The organism is Paraburkholderia sp. 35.1, from assembly GCF_050436525.1.
GTDB classification, from domain to species: Bacteria; Pseudomonadota; Gammaproteobacteria; order Burkholderiales; family Burkholderiaceae; genus Paraburkholderia; species Paraburkholderia tuberum.
The window spans coordinates 45,095-68,016 of the sequence record NZ_JBNDMJ010000001.1 but is presented as its reverse complement, the minus strand read 5'-3'; the positions used below and the strand labels follow the sequence as shown (position 1 = coordinate 68,016).

Annotated in this window: 25 protein-coding genes and 5 pseudogenes; 17 read left to right on the top strand and 13 right to left on the bottom strand. The window is 59.8% G+C overall.

The features are described 5' to 3' along the window. Nucleotides 1-518 precede the first annotated feature (518 nt). The 4 genes from OKW27_RS00365 to OKW27_RS00350 all read left to right on the top strand — a co-directional run bounded on the left by OKW27_RS00365 (nt 519) and on the right by OKW27_RS00350 (nt 2,531). On the top strand, nt 519-791 hold the full coding sequence (locus OKW27_RS00365; protein WP_429332154.1) for a DUF1488 family protein: 273 nt from the start codon (nt 519-521) through the stop codon (nt 789-791). Between the two features lie 171 nt (nt 792-962). After that, nucleotides 963-1,211: a hypothetical protein gene (locus OKW27_RS00360; protein ID WP_429332153.1), complete on the top strand. Its 249-nt coding sequence runs from the start codon at nt 963-965 to the stop codon at nt 1,209-1,211. A gap of 365 nt (nt 1,212-1,576) precedes the next feature. Further along, nucleotides 1,577-1,777, top strand: coding sequence for a hypothetical protein (locus tag OKW27_RS00355; RefSeq protein ID WP_090812531.1), 201 nt, complete (start codon nt 1,577-1,579; stop codon nt 1,775-1,777). A gap of 47 nt (nt 1,778-1,824) precedes the next feature. Beyond that, nucleotides 1,825-2,531 (top strand): IS6 family transposase gene (locus OKW27_RS00350; protein ID WP_429332152.1). Its coding sequence is split into 2 segments (ribosomal slippage): nt 1,825-2,094 and nt 2,097-2,531, totalling 705 coding nucleotides; the frame shifts between segments, so codons are not numbered across the junction. 1,051 nt (nt 2,532-3,582) lie between these two features. Here OKW27_RS00350 and OKW27_RS00345 read toward each other — a convergent pair. The 3 genes and pseudogenes from OKW27_RS00345 to OKW27_RS00335 form a co-directional block, all read right to left on the bottom strand. Continuing rightward, a complete protein-coding gene (locus OKW27_RS00345; RefSeq protein WP_429332151.1) occupies nt 3,583-4,032 on the bottom strand; it encodes a hypothetical protein in 450 nt (149 codons plus the stop codon). A 919-nt stretch (nt 4,033-4,951) separates the two neighbouring features. Beyond that, nucleotides 4,952-5,191 carry a hypothetical protein gene (locus tag OKW27_RS00340; RefSeq protein ID WP_429332150.1) on the bottom strand — a complete coding sequence of 80 codons (240 nt, stop codon included), beginning with the start codon at nt 5,189-5,191 and terminating at the stop codon, nt 4,952-4,954. A gap of 56 nt (nt 5,192-5,247) precedes the next feature. Beyond that, nucleotides 5,248-6,521 (bottom strand): annotated as a pseudogene (locus OKW27_RS00335) (polyhydroxyalkanoate depolymerase). Between the two features lie 419 nt (nt 6,522-6,940). Between OKW27_RS00335 and OKW27_RS00330 the strand changes: the two are divergent. From OKW27_RS00330 to OKW27_RS00320, 3 genes are all read left to right on the top strand, one after another. Beyond that, nucleotides 6,941-7,600, top strand: coding sequence for a TetR/AcrR family transcriptional regulator (locus tag OKW27_RS00330; RefSeq protein ID WP_429332149.1), 660 nt, complete (start codon nt 6,941-6,943; stop codon nt 7,598-7,600). 876 nt (nt 7,601-8,476) lie between these two features. Next, entirely contained in the window at nt 8,477-8,764 is a 288-nt protein-coding gene (locus OKW27_RS00325; protein ID WP_429332148.1) for a hypothetical protein, read from the top strand. Nucleotides 8,765-8,775: 11 nt separating this feature from the next. After that, on the top strand, nt 8,776-8,955 hold the full coding sequence (locus OKW27_RS00320) for a DUF2934 domain-containing protein (protein WP_429332147.1): 180 nt from the start codon (nt 8,776-8,778) through the stop codon (nt 8,953-8,955). Nucleotides 8,956-9,086: 131 nt separating this feature from the next. On the opposite strand, the pseudogene OKW27_RS00315 reads toward OKW27_RS00320, so the two are convergent. Both OKW27_RS00315 and OKW27_RS00310 read right to left on the bottom strand, forming a co-directional pair. Continuing rightward, nucleotides 9,087-9,167 (bottom strand): annotated as a pseudogene (locus OKW27_RS00315) (IS6 family transposase); the annotation flags it as partial. 168 nt (nt 9,168-9,335) lie between these two features. Next, nucleotides 9,336-9,917: a hypothetical protein gene (locus OKW27_RS00310; RefSeq protein WP_429332146.1), complete on the bottom strand. Its 582-nt coding sequence runs from the start codon at nt 9,915-9,917 to the stop codon at nt 9,336-9,338. Between the two features lie 628 nt (nt 9,918-10,545). Here OKW27_RS00310 and OKW27_RS00305 point away from each other — a divergent pair. Both OKW27_RS00305 and OKW27_RS00300 read left to right on the top strand, forming a co-directional pair. After that, the gene (locus tag OKW27_RS00305) at nt 10,546-10,752 is read left to right on the top strand and encodes a type II toxin-antitoxin system VapB family antitoxin (RefSeq protein WP_018420240.1); all 207 of its coding nucleotides are present in this window, start codon (nt 10,546-10,548) and stop codon (nt 10,750-10,752) included. Next, nucleotides 10,749-11,129: a type II toxin-antitoxin system VapC family toxin gene (locus OKW27_RS00300; protein ID WP_429332145.1), complete on the top strand. Its 381-nt coding sequence runs from the start codon at nt 10,749-10,751 to the stop codon at nt 11,127-11,129. The genes OKW27_RS00305 and OKW27_RS00300 overlap by 4 nt, the downstream gene beginning before the upstream one ends. Before the next feature lie 428 nt (nt 11,130-11,557). On the opposite strand, the gene OKW27_RS00295 is transcribed toward OKW27_RS00300, so the two are convergent. From OKW27_RS00295 to OKW27_RS00265, 7 genes and pseudogenes are all read right to left on the bottom strand, one after another. Then, nucleotides 11,558-11,989, bottom strand: a complete 432-nt coding sequence (locus OKW27_RS00295; protein ID WP_429332144.1) for a PIN domain-containing protein — start codon at nt 11,987-11,989, stop codon at nt 11,558-11,560. Then, entirely contained in the window at nt 11,986-12,228 is a 243-nt protein-coding gene (locus tag OKW27_RS00290; RefSeq protein ID WP_027803752.1) for an AbrB/MazE/SpoVT family DNA-binding domain-containing protein, read from the bottom strand. Before OKW27_RS00290 ends, OKW27_RS00295 begins: the two co-directional genes overlap by 4 nt. A 54-nt stretch (nt 12,229-12,282) precedes the next feature. Then, nucleotides 12,283-13,341 (bottom strand): ABC transporter substrate-binding protein, encoded by a 1,059-nt coding sequence (locus OKW27_RS00285; protein WP_429332143.1) that lies wholly within the window; start codon nt 13,339-13,341, stop codon nt 12,283-12,285. Between the two features lie 223 nt (nt 13,342-13,564). Then, nucleotides 13,565-14,005, bottom strand: a complete 441-nt coding sequence (locus tag OKW27_RS00280) for a zinc-finger-containing protein (RefSeq protein ID WP_429332142.1) — start codon at nt 14,003-14,005, stop codon at nt 13,565-13,567. Nucleotides 14,006-14,131: 126 nt separating this feature from the next. Beyond that, nucleotides 14,132-14,389, bottom strand: a pseudogene (locus tag OKW27_RS00275) (DJ-1/PfpI family protein); the annotation flags it as partial. A 66-nt stretch (nt 14,390-14,455) separates the two neighbouring features. Next, nucleotides 14,456-15,097: an IS3 family transposase gene (locus tag OKW27_RS00270; RefSeq protein WP_429332141.1), complete on the bottom strand. Its 642-nt coding sequence runs from the start codon at nt 15,095-15,097 to the stop codon at nt 14,456-14,458. Further along, nucleotides 15,094-15,411: a transposase gene (locus OKW27_RS00265; RefSeq protein ID WP_429332140.1), complete on the bottom strand. Its 318-nt coding sequence runs from the start codon at nt 15,409-15,411 to the stop codon at nt 15,094-15,096. The genes OKW27_RS00270 and OKW27_RS00265 overlap by 4 nt, the downstream gene beginning before the upstream one ends. A 450-nt stretch (nt 15,412-15,861) precedes the next feature. Here OKW27_RS00265 and OKW27_RS00260 point away from each other — a divergent pair. From OKW27_RS00260 to OKW27_RS00240, 5 genes and pseudogenes are all read left to right on the top strand, one after another. After that, nucleotides 15,862-16,215 (top strand): annotated as a pseudogene (locus tag OKW27_RS00260) (transposase); the annotation flags it as partial. A 287-nt stretch (nt 16,216-16,502) separates the two neighbouring features. Next, nucleotides 16,503-16,724: a hypothetical protein gene (locus OKW27_RS00255; protein ID WP_429332139.1), complete on the top strand. Its 222-nt coding sequence runs from the start codon at nt 16,503-16,505 to the stop codon at nt 16,722-16,724. A 9-nt stretch (nt 16,725-16,733) separates the two neighbouring features. Continuing rightward, nucleotides 16,734-17,006, top strand: coding sequence for a hypothetical protein (locus OKW27_RS00250; RefSeq protein WP_429332138.1), 273 nt, complete (start codon nt 16,734-16,736; stop codon nt 17,004-17,006). 707 nt (nt 17,007-17,713) lie between these two features. After that, nucleotides 17,714-17,965 (top strand): DUF1488 domain-containing protein, encoded by a 252-nt coding sequence (locus tag OKW27_RS00245; RefSeq protein WP_018425166.1) that lies wholly within the window; start codon nt 17,714-17,716, stop codon nt 17,963-17,965. Between the two features lie 282 nt (nt 17,966-18,247). Then, nucleotides 18,248-18,793, top strand: a complete 546-nt coding sequence (locus tag OKW27_RS00240; RefSeq protein WP_429332137.1) for an SRPBCC family protein — start codon at nt 18,248-18,250, stop codon at nt 18,791-18,793. A gap of 321 nt (nt 18,794-19,114) precedes the next feature. Here OKW27_RS00240 and OKW27_RS00235 read toward each other — a convergent pair whose 3' ends face one another. Continuing rightward, a complete protein-coding gene (locus OKW27_RS00235) occupies nt 19,115-20,431 on the bottom strand; it encodes an MFS transporter (protein ID WP_429332136.1) in 1,317 nt (438 codons plus the stop codon). Nucleotides 20,432-20,912: 481 nt separating this feature from the next. Here OKW27_RS00235 and OKW27_RS00230 point away from each other — a divergent pair, with 481 nt between their 5' ends. The 3 genes and pseudogenes from OKW27_RS00230 to OKW27_RS00220 all read left to right on the top strand — a co-directional run bounded on the left by OKW27_RS00230 (nt 20,913) and on the right by OKW27_RS00220 (nt 22,848). Continuing rightward, nucleotides 20,913-21,077, top strand: coding sequence for a hypothetical protein (locus tag OKW27_RS00230; protein WP_429332135.1), 165 nt, complete (start codon nt 20,913-20,915; stop codon nt 21,075-21,077). Between the two features lie 27 nt (nt 21,078-21,104). Continuing rightward, nucleotides 21,105-21,716 (top strand): annotated as a pseudogene (locus OKW27_RS00225) (ATP-grasp domain-containing protein); the annotation flags it as partial. A gap of 112 nt (nt 21,717-21,828) precedes the next feature. After that, nucleotides 21,829-22,848, top strand: a complete 1,020-nt coding sequence (locus OKW27_RS00220; protein ID WP_429332134.1) for an IS110 family transposase — start codon at nt 21,829-21,831, stop codon at nt 22,846-22,848. The last annotated feature ends 74 nt before the right edge of the window (nt 22,849-22,922 follow it).

Below are 22,922 nucleotides of genomic sequence, written 5' to 3'. Positions count from 1 at the left end.
GCTGGGCGCGGAAGGAGCGGAGTCTCTATTCACCAGAACTTACTGGCGCGGGCGCGTGCTTCAGGCACTTGCGACGCAGGGACTTTCACCGGACCAGCAACAACGACTGCAGAGACTGCTGGAAAGCATCGATGCATTCCCGCCTGAAATATCCGTCTCCAGTCCGGAACAGGCGATGAGTTAGGCAAACCCGCGGAGGGCTCGCACATCCAGGCGGAACTCGCCTCATCGATAGCCACTTCGGAGTTTCTATTGCACGCCATCGAAGTCGCGAGTTGGTTGCAGATGCAACTACAAGGGAAAAAAGTCTCGGGCTATCGTTCGGGACAGGCGCCGCTGCGAACCATCCTGACTGCACTGCGCCCGCTACCCTATGGGCTGCGGTGACGCTTCCGCATAACGAAAGGACTCGACAGCGGTCAACCCCGGGGGCCGTCTGATTTATTATTGACCGGGTATGCCAGCGGGTGCTCTCGGCGGCTACCCCGCGTTCGAGTCAATAGGGAATCTATACATCTATGGACGACACCCTCACCGCGGAACCCTGCGTTTCTTCAGACGGAAAAGTGGTTGCTTTCGCTGCATCTTTTCGCAACCAGTCGGTGCACTGCTCAATCACGTGCGACGCGCTCGAACGGCATTTCTGGTTGCCGGCCGGTGCTAACGAGGCGCGCACATTGAAAGCATTTGCCGACGGACACCAGCGCATAACGGCAGCCGTTGAAAGAAGACTGCTCAAGAAGACCGGCGCCCCGATAGTATTGTCGGCAGCAGACTTTGCGGACCGATGACGCGGCTCCAGCGGCGACCGTCTGTGACGTCTCGCACCGATTAAATCCGACGCATCTTTTAGAGTCGGCGCATTGCGTGCTTCCAATGCAGGCAGCCTCAGGGAAGCAACGCCAAACGCCAACCGAAGCGTCCGGACGGTGGTCGCGCCCGGTCCCCAGGAAACAACGACGATGAAAGCGAAAAAGGTCTCGGCGGAGGCACGCGCCCTCGAGCGCGTGGTGACCGCCGCGCGAGAAGTACAAGCCGCGTCACTACGGCTGGAAGCGCACTACGCAGGAGACCCACGTAAGCAACCAACGACCTTGGCATTGGCCAGATTCGCGGCGGCCATGCAGGAACTGAAGGACGCGCGGGAAGCCTTCGATGCGCTGCTCGAGAAAACAGACCTGACCTCACCCAGACGGCAATCTCACGAGTGAGCTTTGTGAGGCGGCAGTCGCTAGACATTAGCTTTTTCCCGCACTCGCCCTGATGGAATGCCGCAGCCGCATTACCATCGACTGTTCACACCCATTAAGCTGGAGTTCCTGATGGCCCTTCCACCCTCTGTGCAAGACGGGTTTCTTCAGATGTTGTCCAGAGACAAGATGGCTCGCCTGTGCCCATTCGGACACGATGCCGCTGTCGAGAGGGCGCGGAAATTATTGTGGTCCGGCCTGGGCGTTTCCGAGCAACAGAAATCCAATTCATTGACGGTCGGGATTGCCCGCGAACGTAACATTCCGAACATAACGAAGCGCTGCGACGTTTCAGACTGACACATCGCATATACCCGAGGCACGGCATGGAGTCCAAGCCAATCCATCACAAAGAACACGTCATCGTGCCTCTCCCCTCGATGTCGGTGCCAGGGTATGCGGCAAGCGCGTTTGTCACCAGCCCGACCGGAAAGCGCAGCGCATTCGGCATACTCGCCTATTTTGCCTCGGAGAAGGCCGCGCTCAAATTCGCCATCGCGTACGCCAAGGCGGTTCTGTTGCAGTAAGGCGGTCCGCTATGATGGGCGGAACGACACGGACGACTGAAAGCTCGATGAAGACGATGAATCCGGCGATGGCCCGAGTGCTCAAACGCCTGCACTATCCGCTCGACGTGATGCTGACTTGCGTGCGCTGGTACGTGGCTTATCCGCTGAGCCTACGGCACCTTGAAGACATGACGGCTGAGCGCGGCGTTTCGGTCGATCATTCGACTGTGCACCGCTGGGCCATCAAGGTGTTGCCGGTGCTGGAGAAAGCGTTTCGCCGCCGCAAGCGCCCCGTGGGTAAGAGCTGGCGGATGGACGAAACGTACATCCGCGTCAAGGGGGACCGGTTGAATCCGCCCTTTACCGGGCCGTCGACAAGGACGGCACCACCATTGACTTTCTGCTACGCACGCATCGGGACAAGACTGCGGCCCGGCGTTACTTTGAGAAATCGATCGCCCAGAACGATATACCCGAGACCGTAACCATCGACAAAAGCGGCGCCAATCTCGCCGCGCTCGAAGCGATCAATGCTGGTCGTGAAGCGCCCATCAGGATCCGCCAGTCCAAATATCTCAATAACCTGGTCGAGCAGGATCATCGGGCGATCAAGCGACGAACGCGGCCCATGCTGGGGTTCAAGACCTTTCGCTGTGCCCGGATCCTTCTGGCCGGCATTGAGATTATGCACATGATCGCCAAAGGACAGATGAAATGTGCTCGCGGAGCCCATCCGTCCGCCGCTGACCAATTCTACGAGATCGCAACATAAGCAGTACTTCGCATATCGATTCCGCTCGCTCTTTGAACCTTACCGCGACAAAGCCCTTTATCCCCGGTCCCCTGTGGCATCGGTGCTCTCCGTTCCCGGTCCCGGGACGACGCCGTCAACTAAAGTTGTAATGCCATGTGCGATTCCAACCAAAGTTGCAACGCAATGGCCGGCCCGGGCGCCCAAAGCGGTCATGGCACGGAAGCCGAGTGACCTGCTCAGGCGCATACGCAGGAAAAAGCGCACACGTGGTAGCAAGACACGCGGGGCGTTACAACTTTAGTTGAAATTTAGCTACAAGATTAGTTGCGTGAACGATGGGGACGAGTGAAAAAAAGCATCGCGAAACCAGGCTATTTGGATAATTTACTTCTCACAACAGCCGTATCTCGTTGCAAAACTTAGCCGATGCAATTCTTGCCGGTTAGCGTGGCCGCGGCCTCGTCGGCAGTGTTGAGTCATTCCTGCGCGGGGCTGCGGCATTTGACTGCCATGTAATTGGTAATCCATATTACTTGCACGTTGCGATTACGCGAGTGTTGGCTTTAGCTCGATGACAGGCCGTACGTCCCTGCCACTTTCGCGGCATTCCTCGAATTTTCGACAAGCGAAGCAGTCACCGGCTTCTGCGTCAGCGGCCCGGTTGCGCGCGGCCGAGACGGCGCTGTCAGGTTGAGAAGGCGCTCGGGTAAGATGTCTGGATGAAGAAAGCAGAATCCCTGTATCACACGCATGAAAGGATTCCGCATCGCAGCGCACGCAGGCGTTGCGGTCGGACCGTTCCGTCAGCACTTCGCATTACCCAGACACCGGATGAACGCATCGTGCCATCGAAACGAACTTGAGGCGCGACTCACCGCCTGGCAGCGGCGGACAATTGTCGAAGCCGCCAACCGTGAACATTAATTAGGATGCCATACGTTATCTGCAGAACTCATGCGGCCCACGTCAAGTCGACCACGCCGGAAGGCCCATTGATTGCACTACGGCGACGCAAACACTCATGTAACAACGCCATCCCACTGCATGCATGACGGCATCGCTGGGCGCGTCACGGTCCGCTGCAGAAAATGGCCGTTAGCAAGAGGGGGACAACCTGATGAATGACAGCGCCGCTGCCGGTCTTGCGCGCGTGCGCTTCTACTGACTCGGTGGGGCCGATTACTACCACCCCATAGGCTGAGTCCGGGACGGGCCGGCCATCTCCGCGTTTGAACAGTGCATCGTCGTGTTCATACCCTAGGACGGCGTAGACGGGAAAGCCAAATGCCGTCAACTTGCTGCCGTGCGCCGGTCGAAATGCGTTGACCGAGTTTGCTTCGACGCGCATCGGATTCGGATCGATATACTGGCTCTTTAGCAGCGGGGCGATGAACGCGTGTGCGTTCGATCTACAGTCGAGTTGCGGATCGAGCGCGTAGGCGTAGGACGAGCCCGAAGCGAGCCCCGCGGCGATAGCAGTAAGCACCGTTACCCATGCGTAGATTGCGGAAACCTTCATCAGTCGCTCCACTCAATCGAGCTTGCTCACGATCCGGAATTAGCATGTCCTGCACCCGCTCCGGTTTCATGGCCAGCGCTCATATGCGCATTCCAGGTCAGCGTGAGGGCCTCCCTGGTGGCGCTCCGGCATCATGTTTTCAGGATGACGAAGATTCCGCGCACAGGCCTCCCCGACACCGAGACCAATCGGATTCCTCACCATTCATCAATGCGGACTCCAACGCATGAACAAAACGCTGAAACGCATCCAGGGTTCCATGGACGCTTCGGTAGTCGGTGCAACCGATCCTGCCATCAAGTACGACTAGCATTCCGGCATTCCCCGCCAGTTCCAGGATGTTCATTGCGTTCTCCTCAGATCGCTCGACTATCGACCCGTCGCTCACGCCGCAAGCCGGTAAGCACGCATCGCGGACCTCCCAGCATCCAGCAAGACCGGGTTCCTCAAACAGAAATCGGTCCGACCTGATGCCGGCATTGCCTTGCCAGCAGGATCCGGCCCACGATCTCTACTAGTCTCGATGAACTCCTGGGAACATAGGAAAGTGCCCAGCCGGGAACGGGACGATAGACATGCAGTTCCACGCGTGATAAGCGCAGTGCGCTTCGAATACCTGCTCATTGGACGGGTCCCAGGTTCGTCGTACTGCCAGGACCCTCACAACGGCCACCGCCCCCCACTACTCCAACACCTCCCGCACGCCGTTTCATCGCAGTCCCCTCCGAGGCAGGATCTCCTTGGCGCTCGCCATCCGCAAATATGGCGAGCACCAGGCAGCATTTAAGACCGGGCGATTCCAGACGTCCGTAACGCGAAACCGCGGCTTGTACTAAAAATGCGAGCCCGCCGCGTTATCACACGGCCGACCAGGCCGGCCAGACTTCCCGTGCTGACGTGCCAGGTCTGTCTATCCAGTTCATGGGTAGGCATGCATCACTGGCCGCCTGGACGCGGGCGGGAACACGCGCCACGATCCGTCATCGTGCCGGAAGAAGAAAATGGCCAGCGAGCCGGTCGTTCGCAACGACTCCACGCGCACGCAGCGTCTGTGGCTCGAGTCTGCACGACCGTATCGGGTCAGGCGGACCGGCATGGCCGGCGTGGGCGCCAGCCATTTGTCGATCAACCATCGCAAGGACTTCTGATCGGTGTTCATCTGCTGCTCCTTCAACCCCATGGCCGTTGATCGGGCGCGCCCCTTGCCGTGCGCCGTCAGGCCGCCACGTCCTCGAGGAAACCGGTGTGCAAGTCGGCCGCTGATTCGTTGCTGACGTGCGATTCGTGCTGATAGATCAGGTCACGAAGTTGCGGATAGATCGCGGTGCGCCAGGCATGGCCCGAGAAAATCCCGTAGTGGCCGCAGCCGCGGGCCGTCACCCGGTGTTTGAGCAACGCGTCGAGTCCCGTGCACAGATCGTGAGCCGCGTGGGTCTGGCCCCGCCCGCAGATGTCGTCCCGCTCACCTTCGACGGTGATCAGTGCAGTGGCCTTGATGGCGCCCGGGCGGACGTGTTCGCCGCGCACCTGCCAGGTGCCGCGCGCCAGGCAGAACTCCTGAAAGACCACCCGAACCGTTTCCAGATAGTATTCGGCCGCCATGTCGAGCACGGCGTTGTACTCGTCGTAGAAGCGGCGATGCGCGTCGGCGGCTTCGCTGTTGCCGGCTGCCACGTCGCAGTAGTAGCGCACGTGCGAATCCAGGTGGCGCTCGGGATTCATCGCCACGAGGCCGCGTGCTGCAGGAAGCCGGGATACACCTGGCGGCCGGCACCGGGATAGTTACCCGGCACGGTCTCGATCAGTTCGTGTGCGAACCAGTCGAGCGGTTTGCTGACGGCGAATTCGTTGACGGTCGTCGGGCCGCGACGCGCGTCGATCGGGCCGCCGATCAGCGTCATGCTTCTGGGCGTCGTCTCGCCATGGGCCGCCATCAGCGAAATAGCGGCGAGCACCGGCACGGTCGACTGGCAGACCGATACAACATGAACGTCCGGTCCCACGAAACGCAGAAATTCGCGCAGATACGCGACGTAGTCGTCCAGGTGAAAGGCGCCCTCGGCGAGCGGAACCGTGCGGGCATCGCGCCAGTCGGTGATGTAGACGTCGAAATCCTGCAGCATCGCCGCCACGGTGTCACGCAGCAGCGTCGCGTGATGGCCCGACAGGGGCGCGACGACCAGCGCGACGGGATGCCTGTGGGGCGTGGCGCGCTCGAAATGCAGCAGCCGGCAGAACGGCTGGTCCAGCACGACAGTTTCAGTCACCGCGACCTGCTGACCCTCGACGACGGCGTCGGTCAGGCCGAATTCCGGTTTCGGGTAGCGCTTGCAGAGCCGCGCCAACAGCTCGCAGCCGGCCACGAGCTGACCGGTGGGCAGCGCGGAAGCGGCGTTGCCGGAACCTGCAAGGAAGCTGCCGGTGGCCTGCAGCCAGGGAAGGAACGGCGCCCAGATCGCAGTTTGCAACTCGCGCAGGGGGTAGGACATCAACACGTCAGCTTCTCCTTGACTACGGCAGCCGCCTCGACGCATTCAGCAACAGACCCGCTGAAATAGGTCTTATGACCAAATACTAGTGGTCGTTAGACCAATAATCGAGACCAGTAACGAGGGGAGAAATACCAATAAGTACGAGGATTTAGCAACTGCTCGGTGGGTCAAGCCCAAGCAATTGGTCGTTAAGCCGGTGTTGGGCAGTATGTTAACTGTGCTTAATTGGTTTCTTGACCTACCATACATAGGTCGAATGACAGGAAGGGACGGCTGCTTCCGCTTTGCGGCGGCCCGGCGACACTGACTGACGAATCCCCTCTTGAGCCAGGCGCGAGCCGAGTCAGGCGCACCATTTCGGCGGCCGGAAGGAACTGTCCTGCGGAGATAACCCGTCACTGAGGAGTTGGGCGCAGATGAAAGAAATGACGATCACATCGGCGGAAATGCTAGGCTCGAGCGCGCCAGGCGAGCCCCGGCGGCGAGGCAACAGAACAACGCGCGTGCCGGAGATCCTCGAGGTCGCGATCAGCGTTTTCGCTACCGAAGGTAACGCAGGGTTCACACAACGCCGTGTGGCGAGCGATGCGGGTATTCGCCTGAGCACCTTGCAGCACTATTTCGGTACCCGGGAAGACCTGTTGCGAGCCTCGTTGAGAGCGATGGCCAACCGCTACCTTGAGCTTTATCGAACGCTCGCCAGGGATAAGCTTCGATCGCCGGAAGCCCGCCTCGATGCGATCGTCGACGAGGCGTTTGCTGCACTGACGCGGCCTGGCACCAGCACGAGCGCCTTCGCCCTCGAATCGTGGAGTTTGGCCGAGCATGAGGAGTTTGCGCGCGATTTGACGGCGGAAATCACGGGAGAATTCCAGGAAATCTTTGCGAGTCTTGTTGCGAAAATAAACCCGGCGCTGACGTCTGGGGAATGCGCGCTCCGAGGTGCTTTGCTCGTCTCGCACTTGCAGGGCCTGGTCGTTTTTATCCGTCGAGCTGGAGATAACGCGCCTGATCTGGGCGCATTTCAGACCGCCGCAAAAGTCGTTTGGAAAGCGCTGAGTAAAGCGCCTCAATAAGCGCGTTCAAATTCGACCACCTGATACGAGCGGGTCGCCGCGGGCGTCCCTGCCTCGTCGTCTCAACGCGGCAAACCCTTGTGGGCGGCGACAATGACTACGTCCGGTCGTGTTGCCTCATGAAGGAATGTTACCCGGACGGATTGTTGTCGTTTCGCTTTCTTTCTTCTCTTCTTTCGTGGTTTGCCGGGCGCGGAGCGCCCGGCCCCCGGCGACTTTCGACGTCTCCGCAACTACACTTCGGCTGGCGCATCAGCGGACTTTCGCAGGCCGCCCAGAATCAGTTCTTTTACGCGCTCTGCTCGCCATGCCTTGCCCCGGCGCTGCAGCGTTCGTAGTTGTGCCTGACTTGCGTACGCCTGCGGAAACATCTCGGCCAACCGATCCATCAATACGTTGGCCGGCATAGAGGGCGGATTCAACCGTCCTTCGATTAGCGGCCACGTCGGCGAACGGATCCACCCGACTTCTCCACCAGTGCTTTGCCTTAGGTTGCTTTCGGTGCGTTGGACGTGCCTCACCTTCCTTCCATGCCGAAGAGAGGCTGGCGAGGAAGACGGCAACGTCTGATTCGCCAGCCGGCGCTGCTTCAGCACGCACGCCGTGGGCTGCGAAGTCGCTCAATGTGGTACAGCGAATTGACATTTTTATTGTCTCAACGTTGACGGCTTTAACGCGTTCTACGCATGACGATTTGCTCAGTCGGCGCGCCGACATCGAGCACGCCTTGCCGCAGCGCATAGATCGGGTTGGTGCCGATGTCGCCGAGCACCACGCCGAGTGCGCCGAGGATTAAGAGGGGCGTTCCGGCGCGGTGTTCGTTGCGCTCAGGCCCAGGCGCTCCGATGACCTACGTGTTCGCGCATGAATGGGGGCTTGGGTGAGCCTCAGATACGAAGGCGTGCTGCAAAAATTGTTCCGCGCGATGCGCGGCCCGACGCCATCGGAGATCGTTCGTTGGATCATGGCTTTTCACCTTCTGTCGGCAAGGGCAAGGGCAGTGGCGGAGGAAAAATTCGTACCGCGCGCGAAGACGGACGACCGGTGCCGGCGGTCGGCCCCAGCAAGGAACAGCGCTTGCTGCACTCCATGTTGCCGCCGCGCAATCCGTTTCAAACGGCAAGTTCCGCAAACCCGGAGCAGGTCTTTTTTCTGGTCTCGTGAGGAGCATGAACATGGAATACATGTCGGTGGAAGAACGCATCAGGACCAGGGCTTACCGTTTGTGGGAAAAGGCGACCGAGCCCAAGGGGACACCTGAGGAATACTGGGAACAGGCGCGTGCCGAGATCGACGATGAAGACGCGCATGCCGACGCTTCGGGTGTGCCCACGGAGCCACCCGGAACGCTGTGACGGATCTCCCGCGATCCGCCGCCCGCGCGGTCCACTGCCTGGGGGCGCGCCGTCGGGCCTGCCCGGCATTCGAAAGGGTTTTGTCGCAGTGAGGAATGCGGGGTGAACGAGCTCGATATGCACAGTACTGCTTATATTGCGAGGTCGTAAAATTGATCGGCGGTGGACAGATGGGTTCCGCGAGCACACTTCATCTGTCCATTGGCGATCATGCAAGCTTCCGCTGTCGCATAAGACACCTCCCTTGCTTGTGCCAACCATGCCGTCGTTGGCTTCGAAATCAGCCCGCCCCGTTCAGATCCAGCGACAACTGCTTTTTCGCATTTGCGCCTGGCGCTTCACCAGATGCATTCCGTTGTAGCGATGCGGCTTTTAGCACATCAAGATGAAAACCGCCCCCGCGCCGACGCTGACAATGCCATCGAACTCCTGCGCGGGATAATCGCCGCCTGCGGGGACATCGCTGCGCCCCCACCGCTTCCTGAAGCGCCTCGCTCAAGCGACGTCCGCCAGCATCGACTGGCGACAGTCCGACGCAGAACACCGGCACGCATACTGCGCCCCACGGAGGTATCGAAACCTGCCGCCTTGAAGGCTTCAAGCCCCTTTCTGTAACCCGCACCCATGATCGAATGTGCAGTGGCGAACTGCTCCATCAACTTACGGCTCCTGCCGTCGCCCAGTTTCGCCAGCAGCATGGCGGTCTGCTCGTGGACGGAACGCTCCTGCTGCTCGAAAGCCGCCCATCCGCTCGTGAGCTTCGCGGGGTTCTTCCCGCGCAGCAAAATGTCCTTCCACTCCTGAACCTGCATCTTGAATGTCACCAGTATGCTGGTGACTACCCGTTCGTTGGCGACGTTATCGCGGACAACGGTGTGGTATGCCGTAATCGACTGATCCTGCGAATGAAGTCCGTACATCGCACCGGCGATCATCGGAAATAGCGAGGCTGCGAACGCCACGGGAAGCTTGATCGTCAGTTTCGTTGATATGGTCGGGTCAGCTACAGAACGAGCGCGTCATCTTCATGTCCTCAGCGCGGGCTTGACCCACGCGGCTTGACGGTGCAACGACGCACATGCCCGGTTTACGGCCAACCGGTATACGAAATGAATCCATCCCTAATTGTTGAACGCACCTCAGCAGTCCTGGCCGCAAATTACCGGAACGATCACGGGTTTTACGCTTCCGTTATGGGTTTCTGAAAGCGCTGTTGCGAAAGTTGGTAAAAAGCGAGGGACGCATCGAACATAATTTTCGAGGAAGGTCGGTTACCTGAGCGAAGCCGACGTTCGAATGTCCACTTGACAGGGGCGCGCAAACGGCCGTGGATGGCCGGCTAGCGCCAGCTACAGCCATGAATCACGGTCCGAAGGCGCCAACGTTCGAGAGGCATAGCGCCGTCCTTCTTCGCTGCTCTGTCGCCCCATGCTGGGACAGGCTCACGGCAATAGGTATAACGGGGTGCCATGGCGGAATAGTCCTCCGACGCAGTCCAGTCCCCTCGACACTCCGTGCGGCCTGCTTCAGAAGCGTTAAATATTTGATGCTATAATTGATGCGATTCAGCATCAACCGGGAGTCATCAAAATGCGAACCACTGTTACGATCGACGACAACCTTTACGAGCGCGCTCTTGAGCTCGCCGACCCTGACATGGATAAGGCCGACCTGTTTCGGGTGGCGATGCAGACGTTTGTTCGCGTTCAGGCTGGTAAGCGTCTGGCGTCCCTGGGTGGCACCGAGCCCGGTATGCCCGACATCCCGCGGCGCCGCTCGGAGCCTGCGGCTCAATGAGCGTCCTCATCGATACATCTGTGTGGGTTGATCATTTCCGTCGCGCGAATATGAGACTTACCCAGCTGATCACCAGCGATCAGGCGCTCACACATCCAGTCGTGCTTGTTGAACTCGCCTGCGGCACTCCGCCTGCACCCCGCGCACGTACGCTCCACGACATCGGGCTGCTGCAACATGCGACGCACGCGACATGGACCGAGGTGATGGAGTTGATCGAGGCAAGACAAATTTATGGTCGAGGCTGCGGCAGCAGCGACCTTACGCTGCTTGCGTCAACTTTGATGACTCCCGGTGCGTCACTTTGGACCTTGGACAAACGACTCGCCCAGCTCGCCGGTGAACTCGGCATCGCGCACATGCATGACATGCACTAGGCACGTCATCCACCAGGCACGTCATTCGGCACTTTCCAGGATCAGCGCTATCGTTGTGCAACAACCTGCGGTCTTACAGCTCACCCACCTAAGCAGATCCTCACGACGCTTCTCCGGTCTGCAAGTGGATTTTATATACCGCACGCTACTTAGTTTTACTAATGAAAATTCGCCAATTACATTATGTCAAGTCAGTGCTCAAGCGGAGGGCAGGCGGTCTCATTTTTGCGGTCGTGGCCGCCACGTTCATGCGTCGGTACGAGCGAGCCGAATCGCTTCACCGGCTCGCGCAAGGAATTCTGCGAGCTGAACAGCGGCGCGTGGATATGGACGGTCGACCGTTTCCTGGCGCAGCAGTTCGCCGCGCCGGATGGAAAAAGCGTCGCCGCTACAAACCGTGCAACGCCCGATGACGAATTAGACGGCGGTCAACTGGGTGATCGGAACGGATTGACCACCGTCAGCCGGTCGAAGATGACCTGGCCGTGTTGCATATCTTCGCTGTAGAGTACTTCGCAATCTTCAAGCAAAGCGAAGGCGATGATGCACGAATCGTAGAACCTGAATCCGTAGTGTTCGGCGATACGGCGTGCTTCCTTGTGGACTTCAAGCGTCAGTGGCACGATCTCGCAGAACTCCTCCACATCGCCCAGGAGAACGTTGATTTCCGGCCACGAGAGCCCCATTTTCCGGCTCATGACGAGCGTAATCTCGTTCATTACCTGCGTGCTGATGACGGGCATCGGAGTTCCCTGCACCACCAGCGCCTCGGCCCGGTCAGCCTTCGCGGCGTCGCTGGAGAACAGATAGGCAATCACATTGCTATCGACGGCAAATCGCGCCGGTGCCTCAACCGTCATTCAGCGTTTCCCCTTTCGCTGAGCGATTCCCGATCGAACTTGAAGTCGGCAGGCAGTCGTCCGCGGTACTTGCGCAGGCGCTCGATCCGCTCAGCGACGGTCGGCCTTTTGCTGACCGAGAACGCGCCGGATTGTTCGGCATAGATCTCAATGTCGTCGCCCTCCTTCAAACCCAGTGCATCGACGACGCTCGCGGGCAGCCGGACGGCAAGGCTGTTGCCCCATTTAGCGACTTGCATCATTATCTCCGGTAGATATACATAAACCGTATTGTATATCCAACCCAATACTTTTCAAGTGCGAAGACGGTTCTGATGATTGCCTCGCGGGCGACTATCCGTGCACGTCGCTCCCAAGCGCAGGCTTATGCTTTGGCGAGCCCAACGGCATACCGCCCCCAGCTCGTCGATCGACATGCGGCGCGGCGTGAGACCCTGCTTGAACGCGGTCGCTTCGAGGGTTTCGATCGTCTGCAGGTTTTCCTGCAGACCGTACGGCAGCGGATCGTGACCGACGATCTTGCGCAGTTCGAGATACTTCTTGTCGCTTGCGCTCGTCGCCTCACCCGCATCGAGACGCTCGAGCCATTCTTTTTTCGCCTGCGCGAAGGCATCGAACAGCGATTTCGCAATCCACGGATGCGCAGCGAGCACCGAGTCCTTGACGACGATCGTGCCGTGCATCGGATACACGCCGGTGCGCGCGTAGTACTCGGTTTCGAGTTCGGTCGCGTTCGGCAGCAGATCCGGGTAATCGGCCTCGACTTCCTGCCAGCCACCCGTCGGCGCGCCGGTGCGGCCGATACCGGCGGCTGCGGCAAATCCGGCCGACAGTTCGCCCGACGCCATCATCTGCGCGAGCGAGCTGCCTTGCGGCGCATGCACGACGTTCGACGGCAGCTTCAATTGCGTCACGTGCTCTTCGTCGTCGACGACCCACGTCACCTTCGACGAGTCGAGACCGAACTCATCGATGAGCACCTGACGTGTCCACACGCCGGTCGTGACCGAATAGGCGCGCACGCCGACCTTTTTGCCTTCCAGGTCCTTCGGCGTGTTGATGCCCGCGTCGGGACGCACCAGCAGACCGCCGTGATGAAAACGCCGCACGACGAAGATCGGCAAGCCGACGAACGGCGCGCCATAAGCACGCGCGATGATGTAGGTGGTCGGTGCGAGTTCGCAAACGTCGAATTCGACGTCGCGCACCATGCGGCGGAACGCGCCGATTTGCGGCTTCGCGGTGACGAAGTCGGCGTCGACGCCTTCGATAGGGATGGACCCGTTACGAATGGCCGACGTGTGCGGATGCTCAGCGATCGCGATCTTGAGCGGGACTTTCTTGGTCAACATCCTCTCCTGTGGATTATTCGTCGCGGGCTGCGGGATACGGGTCGCAGCCTAGTACGTGTCGTCTCGATGGCGTAAGAATAGGGGAGGACGGGACAGGCGTCCCTACACAAAAAGTAGATTCAATGGCACTTTTTGGTGGCGGTGGAAAGCCGCGGGAAAGCCGGAATGGCGCGGATATTGGAAGGAACGGAACGAACTGATCGGCTGGGGGACATCGCGCTAGCTATCGCGCACGCCGAGCCTCGATAAAAGCCTCGACATAACGCAACGCCTGCTCGCACTGCTCGGGCGTGAACGCGTGAATGCTCGCTGGAACAGAATCGAAGCCAAGCTCGGTTGCAACCCACCGGGTCGCCTTCGCGCGGGCTTCGAACGCGTTGACGCCATCGCGGCGCAGCTTCCCGGCAACGAGCGGTTCAAGCGCATCGTGCAGCTTGCTCTTCGCCTCGCGCAACGTTGCGTCGGCAAGGCGGCCGAGCCGCAGGTTGTGCTTGCTGCGCGAATAAACGCCGATCCACGCCTGACACGAAGTGCAGATCCACCGCAGCCCTTGATCGCTGCGATACGGGTACGACTCGTCGCCGTAACGCGCGAGCAATGCGCGGTTGCCGCAGTAGTCGCATGACGGCTGCGGCAGGGCCTTGACGGGCTTGCCTACGCGCATCGGAAGGGCTCCCGGGCAAATTTGCAGGACTTCATCGCATCGATCCGGCTGGCGGACAAGGGGTAGAGCCATACAGTTTAATGGAAGGCCCGCACCAACCGTATGCAAGGCTCGCGATTAGGTAGCCTATCTCTGCGCGATTTCCATCACTATCCGGCGCCGCGCGGCCAGGCCTTCAGCCGACCGTTGCCGGACCAGTTCCACCACCGCTTGCGGCGCCAGCGCCGGATCGCTCGCGTCGAACGGCGGCGCCGGCGCATATTCGAGTTCGAGCTGAATCGCCTGCGCCTCTTCGACGCCCGCCAGTTCGGCAGCCACGGTCAAGCCGAAGTCGATGCCCGCCGTCACGCCACCGCCCGTAATCAGATTGCCGTCGCGAACCAGAGGGTCGGCCGGGATTCGTAAAATTTTCGCCAAAAGTGATCTAACGCGTTGATCAGGAAAACGAATTCAGCGAATTGATCGGGCAATCGTTGGCCGGTGATTGTTGCCCCCGCAGACTGAAAACCTTCCCGCGAGCCGACAGCCTTGATCGGAATGTAGAATCACACCGTCATGGCGTCGCTGCTGCAACGCCATGTCAAACGCCCGCAACATCAGTTCGGTGTACAGATGGTTGGACATCGCCCAGCCGACGACGCGACGGCTGAATACATCCAGCACAACCGCCAGATAGAGGAATCCTTCACCCGTGGGTACATAGGTCGCGTCTGCGACCCACAGCACGTTTGTCGCCTCGGCACTGAAGTGCCGGCGCACCAGATCAGGCGCACGCCGGGCGCCTGCGCGTGGCCGTGTGGTGCGCGGCCAGCGCCGCCGGCTTGCCCCGCACAGACCCGCCATACGCATGAGGCGCGCCACCCGCTTGCGCCCCACGTGTATGCCTTCGCGCGCGAGTTGCGCATGAATACGCGGTGCCCCATACGTGCCGCGCGAGCTTGCATGGAGCGTGCGGATATGCGCGAGCAGTTGCGCATCGCTACGCGTGCGCATCGCGGGCTCCCGCACCAGCCATGTGTAATAGCCGCTCGTCGAGACGCCGAGCAGCCGTGCCATCATCGCGATGGGCCAGCGGGCCCGGTTCGCTTTCATGAATCCGTACCGCCCTTCGGTGGAATGGATCCCGTCTCCCTCGCGAACCAGGCTGCCGCGTGAGAGAGTATGTCGCGCTCCATCTTCAGTTGCCGGACTTCGCGACGCAACCGTGTGAGCTCCTGGCGTTCGGCTGTGGTCAGACCGTCATGCCGCACACCTGTGTCGCGATCAGCCTGCGCCACCCAGTTGTAGATGGTCTGTGCAGTCGGCTCGAACTCCTTTTCCAGTTCCTCCGGCCTGCGTCCGGCCTTCACCAGCCCGACCATTTGCGCCCGAAATTCCGCCGGGTACGGGGTACGATGCTTGCCCATAATCGGCACCTCCTTCTCCAAAGGATAGATGTCCGTTTTTGCGGGTCAACTTCACCCGTACGCTTTTCTCATGGTGACTTTGGCCTTGTTGTTCAGCCCTTCAACGATGCCACTGGAGAAACTCCTTTCGTGCCCGGAAATAGTTGCGCAGGAGTTCCCGGTGATTGCGAACTGTGCGAGCGAATTTCTTGAGCGGGTCGCTCAAAAGCGTGCGGGCCTATCTCTTCAAGGAATACTTCCAGCAGTTCTGGGACTACGAGTCACCTGCCTGGGCGGGCAAATTCTCGATCAGTGGTGCGATGAGGTCATGCGTTCGCGCATCGACGCGAGCCCGTCGATACAGTCTCTCCCGTGGTGTTCTCCATCGCATCGCTCCGTCGTTACGATGGCTACGCGTTCGCACCGCGCGTACGTGCGCTCAAGACGGGATGCGCTGACGGATACGAAGCAATCGCGCTGGTGAGCGATGCGAAGAACTTCGACAACGCACGTCAATTGGCGGCATGGATAGGCCTTGTGCCGCGGCAGAACTCCAGTGGCGGCAAGAACGTGTTGCTGGGCATCAGCAAGCGAGGCGACACGTACCTGCGTACGCTGCTGATCCACGGCGCGCGCTCAGTGATTTGCGCCTTCCGGCGCAAGAAGGATAAGGTCGACGGCTGGCTGGGAGCCCTCCTGGCGCGGCGAAATCCCAATGTGGCTGCCGTTGCGCTGGCCAACAAGAATGCGCGCATCGTCTGGGCAATGCTTGCCCGCGACCGCGAGTTCCGACCCGACTACACGACCGTCAAGGCGGCCGCGTAGCCGAACCGGCCGCCCGAATCCGAAAACAGCAATCAAGCAAGGGAGATTCAAACCACCGATTGCTCAGGCGATCAAGCAGTGATGGCAAGACAGGTCAGACCGTGGTCGATCAAACCCGACGCAACCAACGCACGATTCCAGTGCGCCCAACTGATTGGGACTCGACCAGCGGATTCCATCAGGGACAGGCAGGCATGCGCCTGACATCAAAGTCCGGATGCATGGCTGCAATCATTTCCTTCAAGCCGTCATGAAAAGAAAGCTTGGCAAACCGGGGGCGTCCATGCATGGTTGCGGAGCACGGCACTGTAACGCTCGACAGCGTCAACACCGCCCTGGGCTCCGGTAACGTCAGGGTCAAACAGTTCATCGTCCAGCAGTCGGAAGATGACCCTGCGCTCGACGAAGTACAGATCGGATTGTCGCGTGCGACGAGCAGCGAATTCACGGCCATCTGTTCACGGCTGGAAGCCATGCCAGGCGCCCAAGAGTGCCGACATCACAATTGAGGGTGGGCCATGAATCGTACCTATGAATATCACGGGTTCACCCTTACCGTGGCAGTCGAATCCGACTTTCGCTGGCAGCAAAAAGCCGGTCCCGCCAAACAACGGGGCTTCGTGGCTATAGTCACGATTTTTCAGTCAGGCACGGCCGTCGCCGTATTTTCTCCGTTGCGTTTCGGTGAGGCCAGCGGTCGGCCGTTCGCCACGGAGGCCGACGCCGTGATGGGCGGTTACAGCGCTGCGCGAAAAATCGTCGATGATCTTTTTGGCCAGCAGCCTCGCTAACCCATCGCTAACCCCTGCTCTACCCTTTGCCATAGCGTGAACGTTCGCTATACGCAGAGCTTGCGGCCGTCTGCCACAAGTCCTCGAAAGTCTGTTGATGACCGGGTCTTGCCTGTCTCGACTAGTTGAAATCGCCGCCGGGTCGCCGAAGGTCTATAACAGTATCTGAAGTCCGAGATGAAGTCTGTCCAGTTGACGAGGCGCGGGTGCCATGCGTACTTCTGCCCAGCAAGGAGGTTTAGCGATTACGACCGGATGCATCTATGCTTTGCCTTTCCAATCTCGATTAGCCTGAGTATCGGAGGTAATCATGAAGTGCGGATACCGTGGGTGGATCATTGACTCGACCCCGGATTTTTCCCTTGGGAAATTTTTCGCACATGCGCGGCTGGTCCGCATATCGCCCGACGAAGATGTTGACAGTGAAATGCACATCGAGCGTCATCTCGCCTGGTTCGACACTGAAGACGAGGCGATCGAGGTTGGCCAGCAGTGGGCGTTTGCATGGATCTGCGAGCGTGACGCCAGCGTAGGTGGTCGGCAGGGCGTTCGTCGATCAGAACATGGAACCAATCGAGGCGTACGAGGAATTGCATGCCGCGATGGAAGCCGAAAGCATGAAAGGCGATCCGCACTAGCGGGAGCGCTCCGCGCAGGTAGTGAGCGTGCAACCCGGTCCATCCAAGGCGTAGAACGAAGGACAACACATGGCACTCAGTTTTTCCAATCCCAGCCGCAGCTATGATGGGATCAGGCATGGCGTGTGGTTCTGGGGATACGACAAAGCACGCGAGATTACCTTCTTTGTGGAAGACCGCGTACTGAAGCATTTCGACTCCGCCCTCGGGACTGACGAAGCCGAGGTGCTGGCCTCCTTCGACCGGAATCGCAATGAGATCCTGAAGGTCGCCATGACCCTCTATGCCGAGGGGCCGCAGACACTCTACACGCTGCACTGAAGAAGCCTGGGCAGGCCGCGAGCGACACACCCGCCGCATCGGGCGCGCAGGCATCCGCAGAGGATTGCGCTCAAGGCGAGGATGCAGGAGAAAGCGCACGCTCGCGTCGACTTGCTTCGAGAAACTTATGCGATGAAGCCTCGAAAGATCCATTGATCCCTTGGCCGCGTCTAGAACAGCAATCGACCCGATATAGATAGTGGGTCGGGTGCCGCCGATCGCCGTCCCTACCACTCCGCCGTAAAATAGCTTCGCCTGTGACAGCGAAGAGTACGAGGCGCTATGAAAACCCGTACGCGGGGCGTCACCGCAGTGTTCGCGGTGCTCGCCGCCATCGCGGTGCTCTTTATCCCGTTGCCGCAGCGGATCGGGTTCGACACGCGCATCGTTACGGTTGCGTCGATACAGCGCCCTCCCACGGTCGTGTTCGACTATGTCACGACGCCGGCTCACTGGCCAGTCTGGCATCCGTCATCGCTCGCGGTCAGCGGTTCGGTGGACCATTCGCTCGATGTGGGCGAGCAGGTGACGGAGGAATTCAGGGTGGCGGGCAGGCGCGGCCGCGTTGTGTGGACAGTCGCGGCACGTGTGCGTCCGAGCAAGTGGGTGATAGCAGGAACGATTGACGGCAGACCGGCCGGCACCGTCACTTATTCGCTGACATCGACCGTGAGCGGAACCCGTTTCGAACGTGAATTCACCTATCGCGCGCCGTCGTTGTGGTTCGCGATATTGAACTGGTCCGTGCTGCGCGCGCGGATTCAATCTGAATCGGATACGGCAGTCTTGCGACTTAAGAGCCTTGTGGAAGCGTCACCGCAGCATTAGCAACGTCGCTCGGCTGGCGTTACTACGTGGCGTTTTCACGACCAGACTGAATCCTTGGGTACAAGTCTGCCAGCGGCCATTCGTGAGGGCCATCGAAGCGCAAGAGGGGCGCCCCATATGCGAAACCGGTTCCGAGTCAGCGCGCGGCCATGAAGAGATAGTCGTCCCTCGCTACCGAATGACCGCCCGCCTTGGCCGCCGTTTACAGCGTCGGAAAATCGAAAGTACGACTGCCAGGTTCCGTGCGCGTCAGGGGCATCAGAGACCACTTCGACGCCGGGCACCGGGAATGACGTCTATCGCCTCAGCTACCGGCTACCGTCAAACCACTTTCGCCGAACGTTCCACCGCGCCACCGCGACGATACAGCACAAGCGTCGCGACCAACCCGCACATCGCCGCGAAGCTCATCCAGTATCCCGGTGCAGCCTTGTCATGCGTGACCTCAATCAGAAATGTCGACACCGCTGGTGTAAATCCGCCGAAGAGCGCCGTCGCGAGACTGTATGCCAGCGAAAACCCTGCCACGCGGACATTTACCGGCATCACTTCGGTCAGCGCGACGACCATTGCCCCGTTGTAGATGCCGAAGAAGAACGAGAGCCACTGCAGGACGATCAGCATCCGGAGAAAGCTCGGCGCCGCCGCCAGCCACGAAAGCGCCGGATAGGAGGTGAAAACGGCAAGCACCGTGATCGCTATCAGAAGCGGCCGGCGTCCGATACGATCAGACAGCGCACCGCCAATCGGCAGCCAGATGAAATTGGAAACGCCAACGCACAGCGTAACGACGAGACTGTCGGCGGTGCTGAGTTTCAGGACGGCCCGGCCGAACGTCGGCGTGTAGACGGTAATCAGATAGAACGTGGTGGTCGTCATCGCAACCAGCAGCATGCCGGCGAACACGATTTGCCAGTTCTCCATCATCGTCGCGAGGACTTCCTTTGTCTTCGGATGGTGCTGCCTCGCTTTGAACTCCTCGGTTTCCTGTAGCGAACGGCGCAACACGAACAGGAACGGTACGATCGCGCAGCCGATAAAGAACGGGATGCGCCAGCCCCACTCACCGATATTCGCCGCGGACATCCAGCTGTGGAGTCCATAGCCGAGCCCCGCTGCAACTACAATTGCGACCTGCTGGCTTGCCGACTGCCAGCTCGTATAAAAGCCCTTGTGGCCTGGCGTCGCCATTTCCGCCAGGTAGACCGACACGCCGCCCAGTTCGGCGCCAGCCGAGAAGCCCTGTAGCAGCCGGCCGATCAGCACCAGTGCCGGCGCCAGCATGCCGATCGTCGCGTAGCCGGGGACCGCGGCGATAAGTATCGTGCCACTCGCCATGAGCGACAGCGTCACGATCAGGCCCTTGCGACGGCCGACTTCGTCGATGTAGGCGCCAAGCACGATGGCGCCTAACGGCCGCATCAGAAAGCCCGCGCCGAACACGGCGAACGTCAACATCAGCGAGGCGAACTCGCTGCTCGACGGAAAAAACACCTTCGAAATGTAGGTGGCGTAAAAGCCAAACAGAAAGAAGTCGAACTGTTCGAGGAAGTTACCGCTGGTGACGCGCAAAACGGCGCCGACCTTGGAGCGGGGCGGTCTGGGTGCGTCTGCCACCATGCTGGTTGAAGGGTCCATGATTACTGTCTCCTTGCGTTTGTCTGTCTGGCTTGTGAGCCGGCAGGTCCGGAGCATTTACCTTGCCGACCTGACGGCACCGCACTTTGAAAACGAACCGCTAACAGCGTCAATCCGATCCCACCTGTGCACCGCTCTTCTGTCGCTTTTCGATTGCCGATTTCAGTAACGCCGCGCCGCGGTAGATGCCATTGCGTCTGGGGAGCGCACCATGAACGGTGACCATGCATATTCAGCATACTTCTCGACACGAACTTTCGCTATTGCCGCCGCAATCTTCCGCGCAAACTCGTGCGGAGGCGCGTACAGGCAACGCGCAAGAGGGGGCGTTTGACGACGGTACGGTAGGGGTAGACACGCTATCCGCGCTGCGCACGCAGTGCTACGCTCTGAATGCTACGCGCACGATGCTATTGAGTGCGGACTTCAGCCAGGCTGCGGACAACCCGTTCAGCGGTCACGGCATGCATGAGGCCTGTCTTTGACAATCCAGAAAGTCGATAGCGAGCTGTATAAGCAGACTTATCGGTCGATCGCCAACCGCGTCTGCGACGAGTACCTCCGTCCCGTTCGCCCGATGGCGACCCGGATCGGCGGGGCGATTACCGTCACGACCGTGCTGATTCTCCTGTCGCGCTATGTCTAACCAGCGCTTCTCCACTGCGAGGTGATCATGCAAGTCACAGGCATGCTGCACGGAGCCAAAATGCTCCAGTTTGTCGACTTCCCGACCACTGAGGTGCTCGGGCCCGACGCGAGCGAAGAAGAGATCCGCGCACTGATCGACAAGTACGGCCTGGTGTTCATCAAGCCGGTCTTCAAGGGGGGTGTCGGCAAGAAGGGCAAGTCCGGGCTGATCGGCAAGGCTGCTGACCTGAAGACCGCATTGAAGGAAAAGGAACGGCTGTACTTTGTCGAGCACCGCATCGGCAACACGGTGGCCAAGGCCAACGGTGTCACCTTCGAGGCCGGTGTGCCCGCCGAGCACGAGGTCTACTTCTCGATCACAGACTCGACGCATTTCCGTGCGCCGACGATGACGCTGACTCACCACGGCGGCATCGACATCGAGGAACTCGACAGGAGCCAGGTGGCGCAGGTGCCCTTCGATCCGCTCACCGGACTGAAGGCCTTCGTCGTGGCCAATGCGCTGTCCGCGCTGGGGGCGCCGCGGCAGATCATCTCGCCGCTGGTGCAGCATCTGCCCAAGCTGTGGGAGCTGTACCACGACTACGGCATGACCACGCTGGAATTGAATCCGATCCGCATGCGCGAGGACAGGAAATGAAATGAACGCGTCCCACCCGAGTATATGAGCGCAAAGGAAGCTGGATCCTCACAGGCCGATGTGCCTACGTGGAAAATACGAAGTTTCCAGGCAAACCGGAGGATCCGTCGTGAAGCTTACGCCAGTTGGGATTGACATTGCGAAGTCGGTGTTTCAGGTCCACTACGTCGATCAGGAAACCGGAGAAATCGTGAACAAGCCGATCAAGCGGGCAAAGTTTCTCGAGTACTTCGCGAACCGGGCTCCGTGCCTGATCGGCATGGAGGCGTGCGGCGGATCGCACCACTGGGCCCGGCAACTTACGAACATGGGTCACGTGGTAAAGCTGATGCCGGCGAAGTTTGTGAAGGCGTTCAACATCCGCAACAAGAACGATGCGGCAGACGCCCGTGCAATCTGGATGGCTGTGCAGCAACCCGGCAAGGCCGTCGCGGTGAAGACCGAGATACAGCAGGCGATGCTGGCGCTACACCGTATGCGGCAGCAGCTGATCAAATTTCGCACGATGCAGATCAACAACCTGCGTGGACTGCTGATGGAATATGGAGAGATCATGAGCAAGGGCCGGAACAAGCTGAACAAAGAGATACCGGTCGTGCTCGAACGGATCGCGGAGCGCCTGCCTGCCGTGCTGATCGATACGTTTCGCGAGCAGTGGAATGGACTGGCGAAGCTGGACGAACAGGTTGCCGAGATCGAGCGCCGGATGCGCGAGTGGAAGAAGGACGACAAGGCGGTGAAAGCGGTTAGCGAAATTTGCGGCGTCGGGCTGCTGACGGCAACGGCAGCCGTCTCAATGATGGGTGATCCGAAAGCATTCAGTTCGGGGCGGGAGTTTGCCGCATGGGTTGGCATCGTGCCGAAGCAGACCGGCTCGGGCGGAAAAGTGAACCTGCACGGGATCAGCAAGAGAGGCGACACCTATTTACGGACACTGCTGATCCACGGCGCGCGTAGCGTAATAGAGCACGCAAAGGAGCCCGGCGAGTGGGTCGAGCAGATGATGAAGCGGCGACCAAAGAATGTGGTGGTCGTTGCATTGGCGAACAAGATGGCGCGGACGATCTGGGCTGTGCTGGCCCATGACCAGCCGTACCAGAAGGCCTACGTGAGCGTGAAGCCCGTCTGAATGGTTCACGCGAAGCAGAAGATCAACGGTTAACACAGGGTGAACGTCGAAAGGTTGCGCAGCAATCGAGTGTG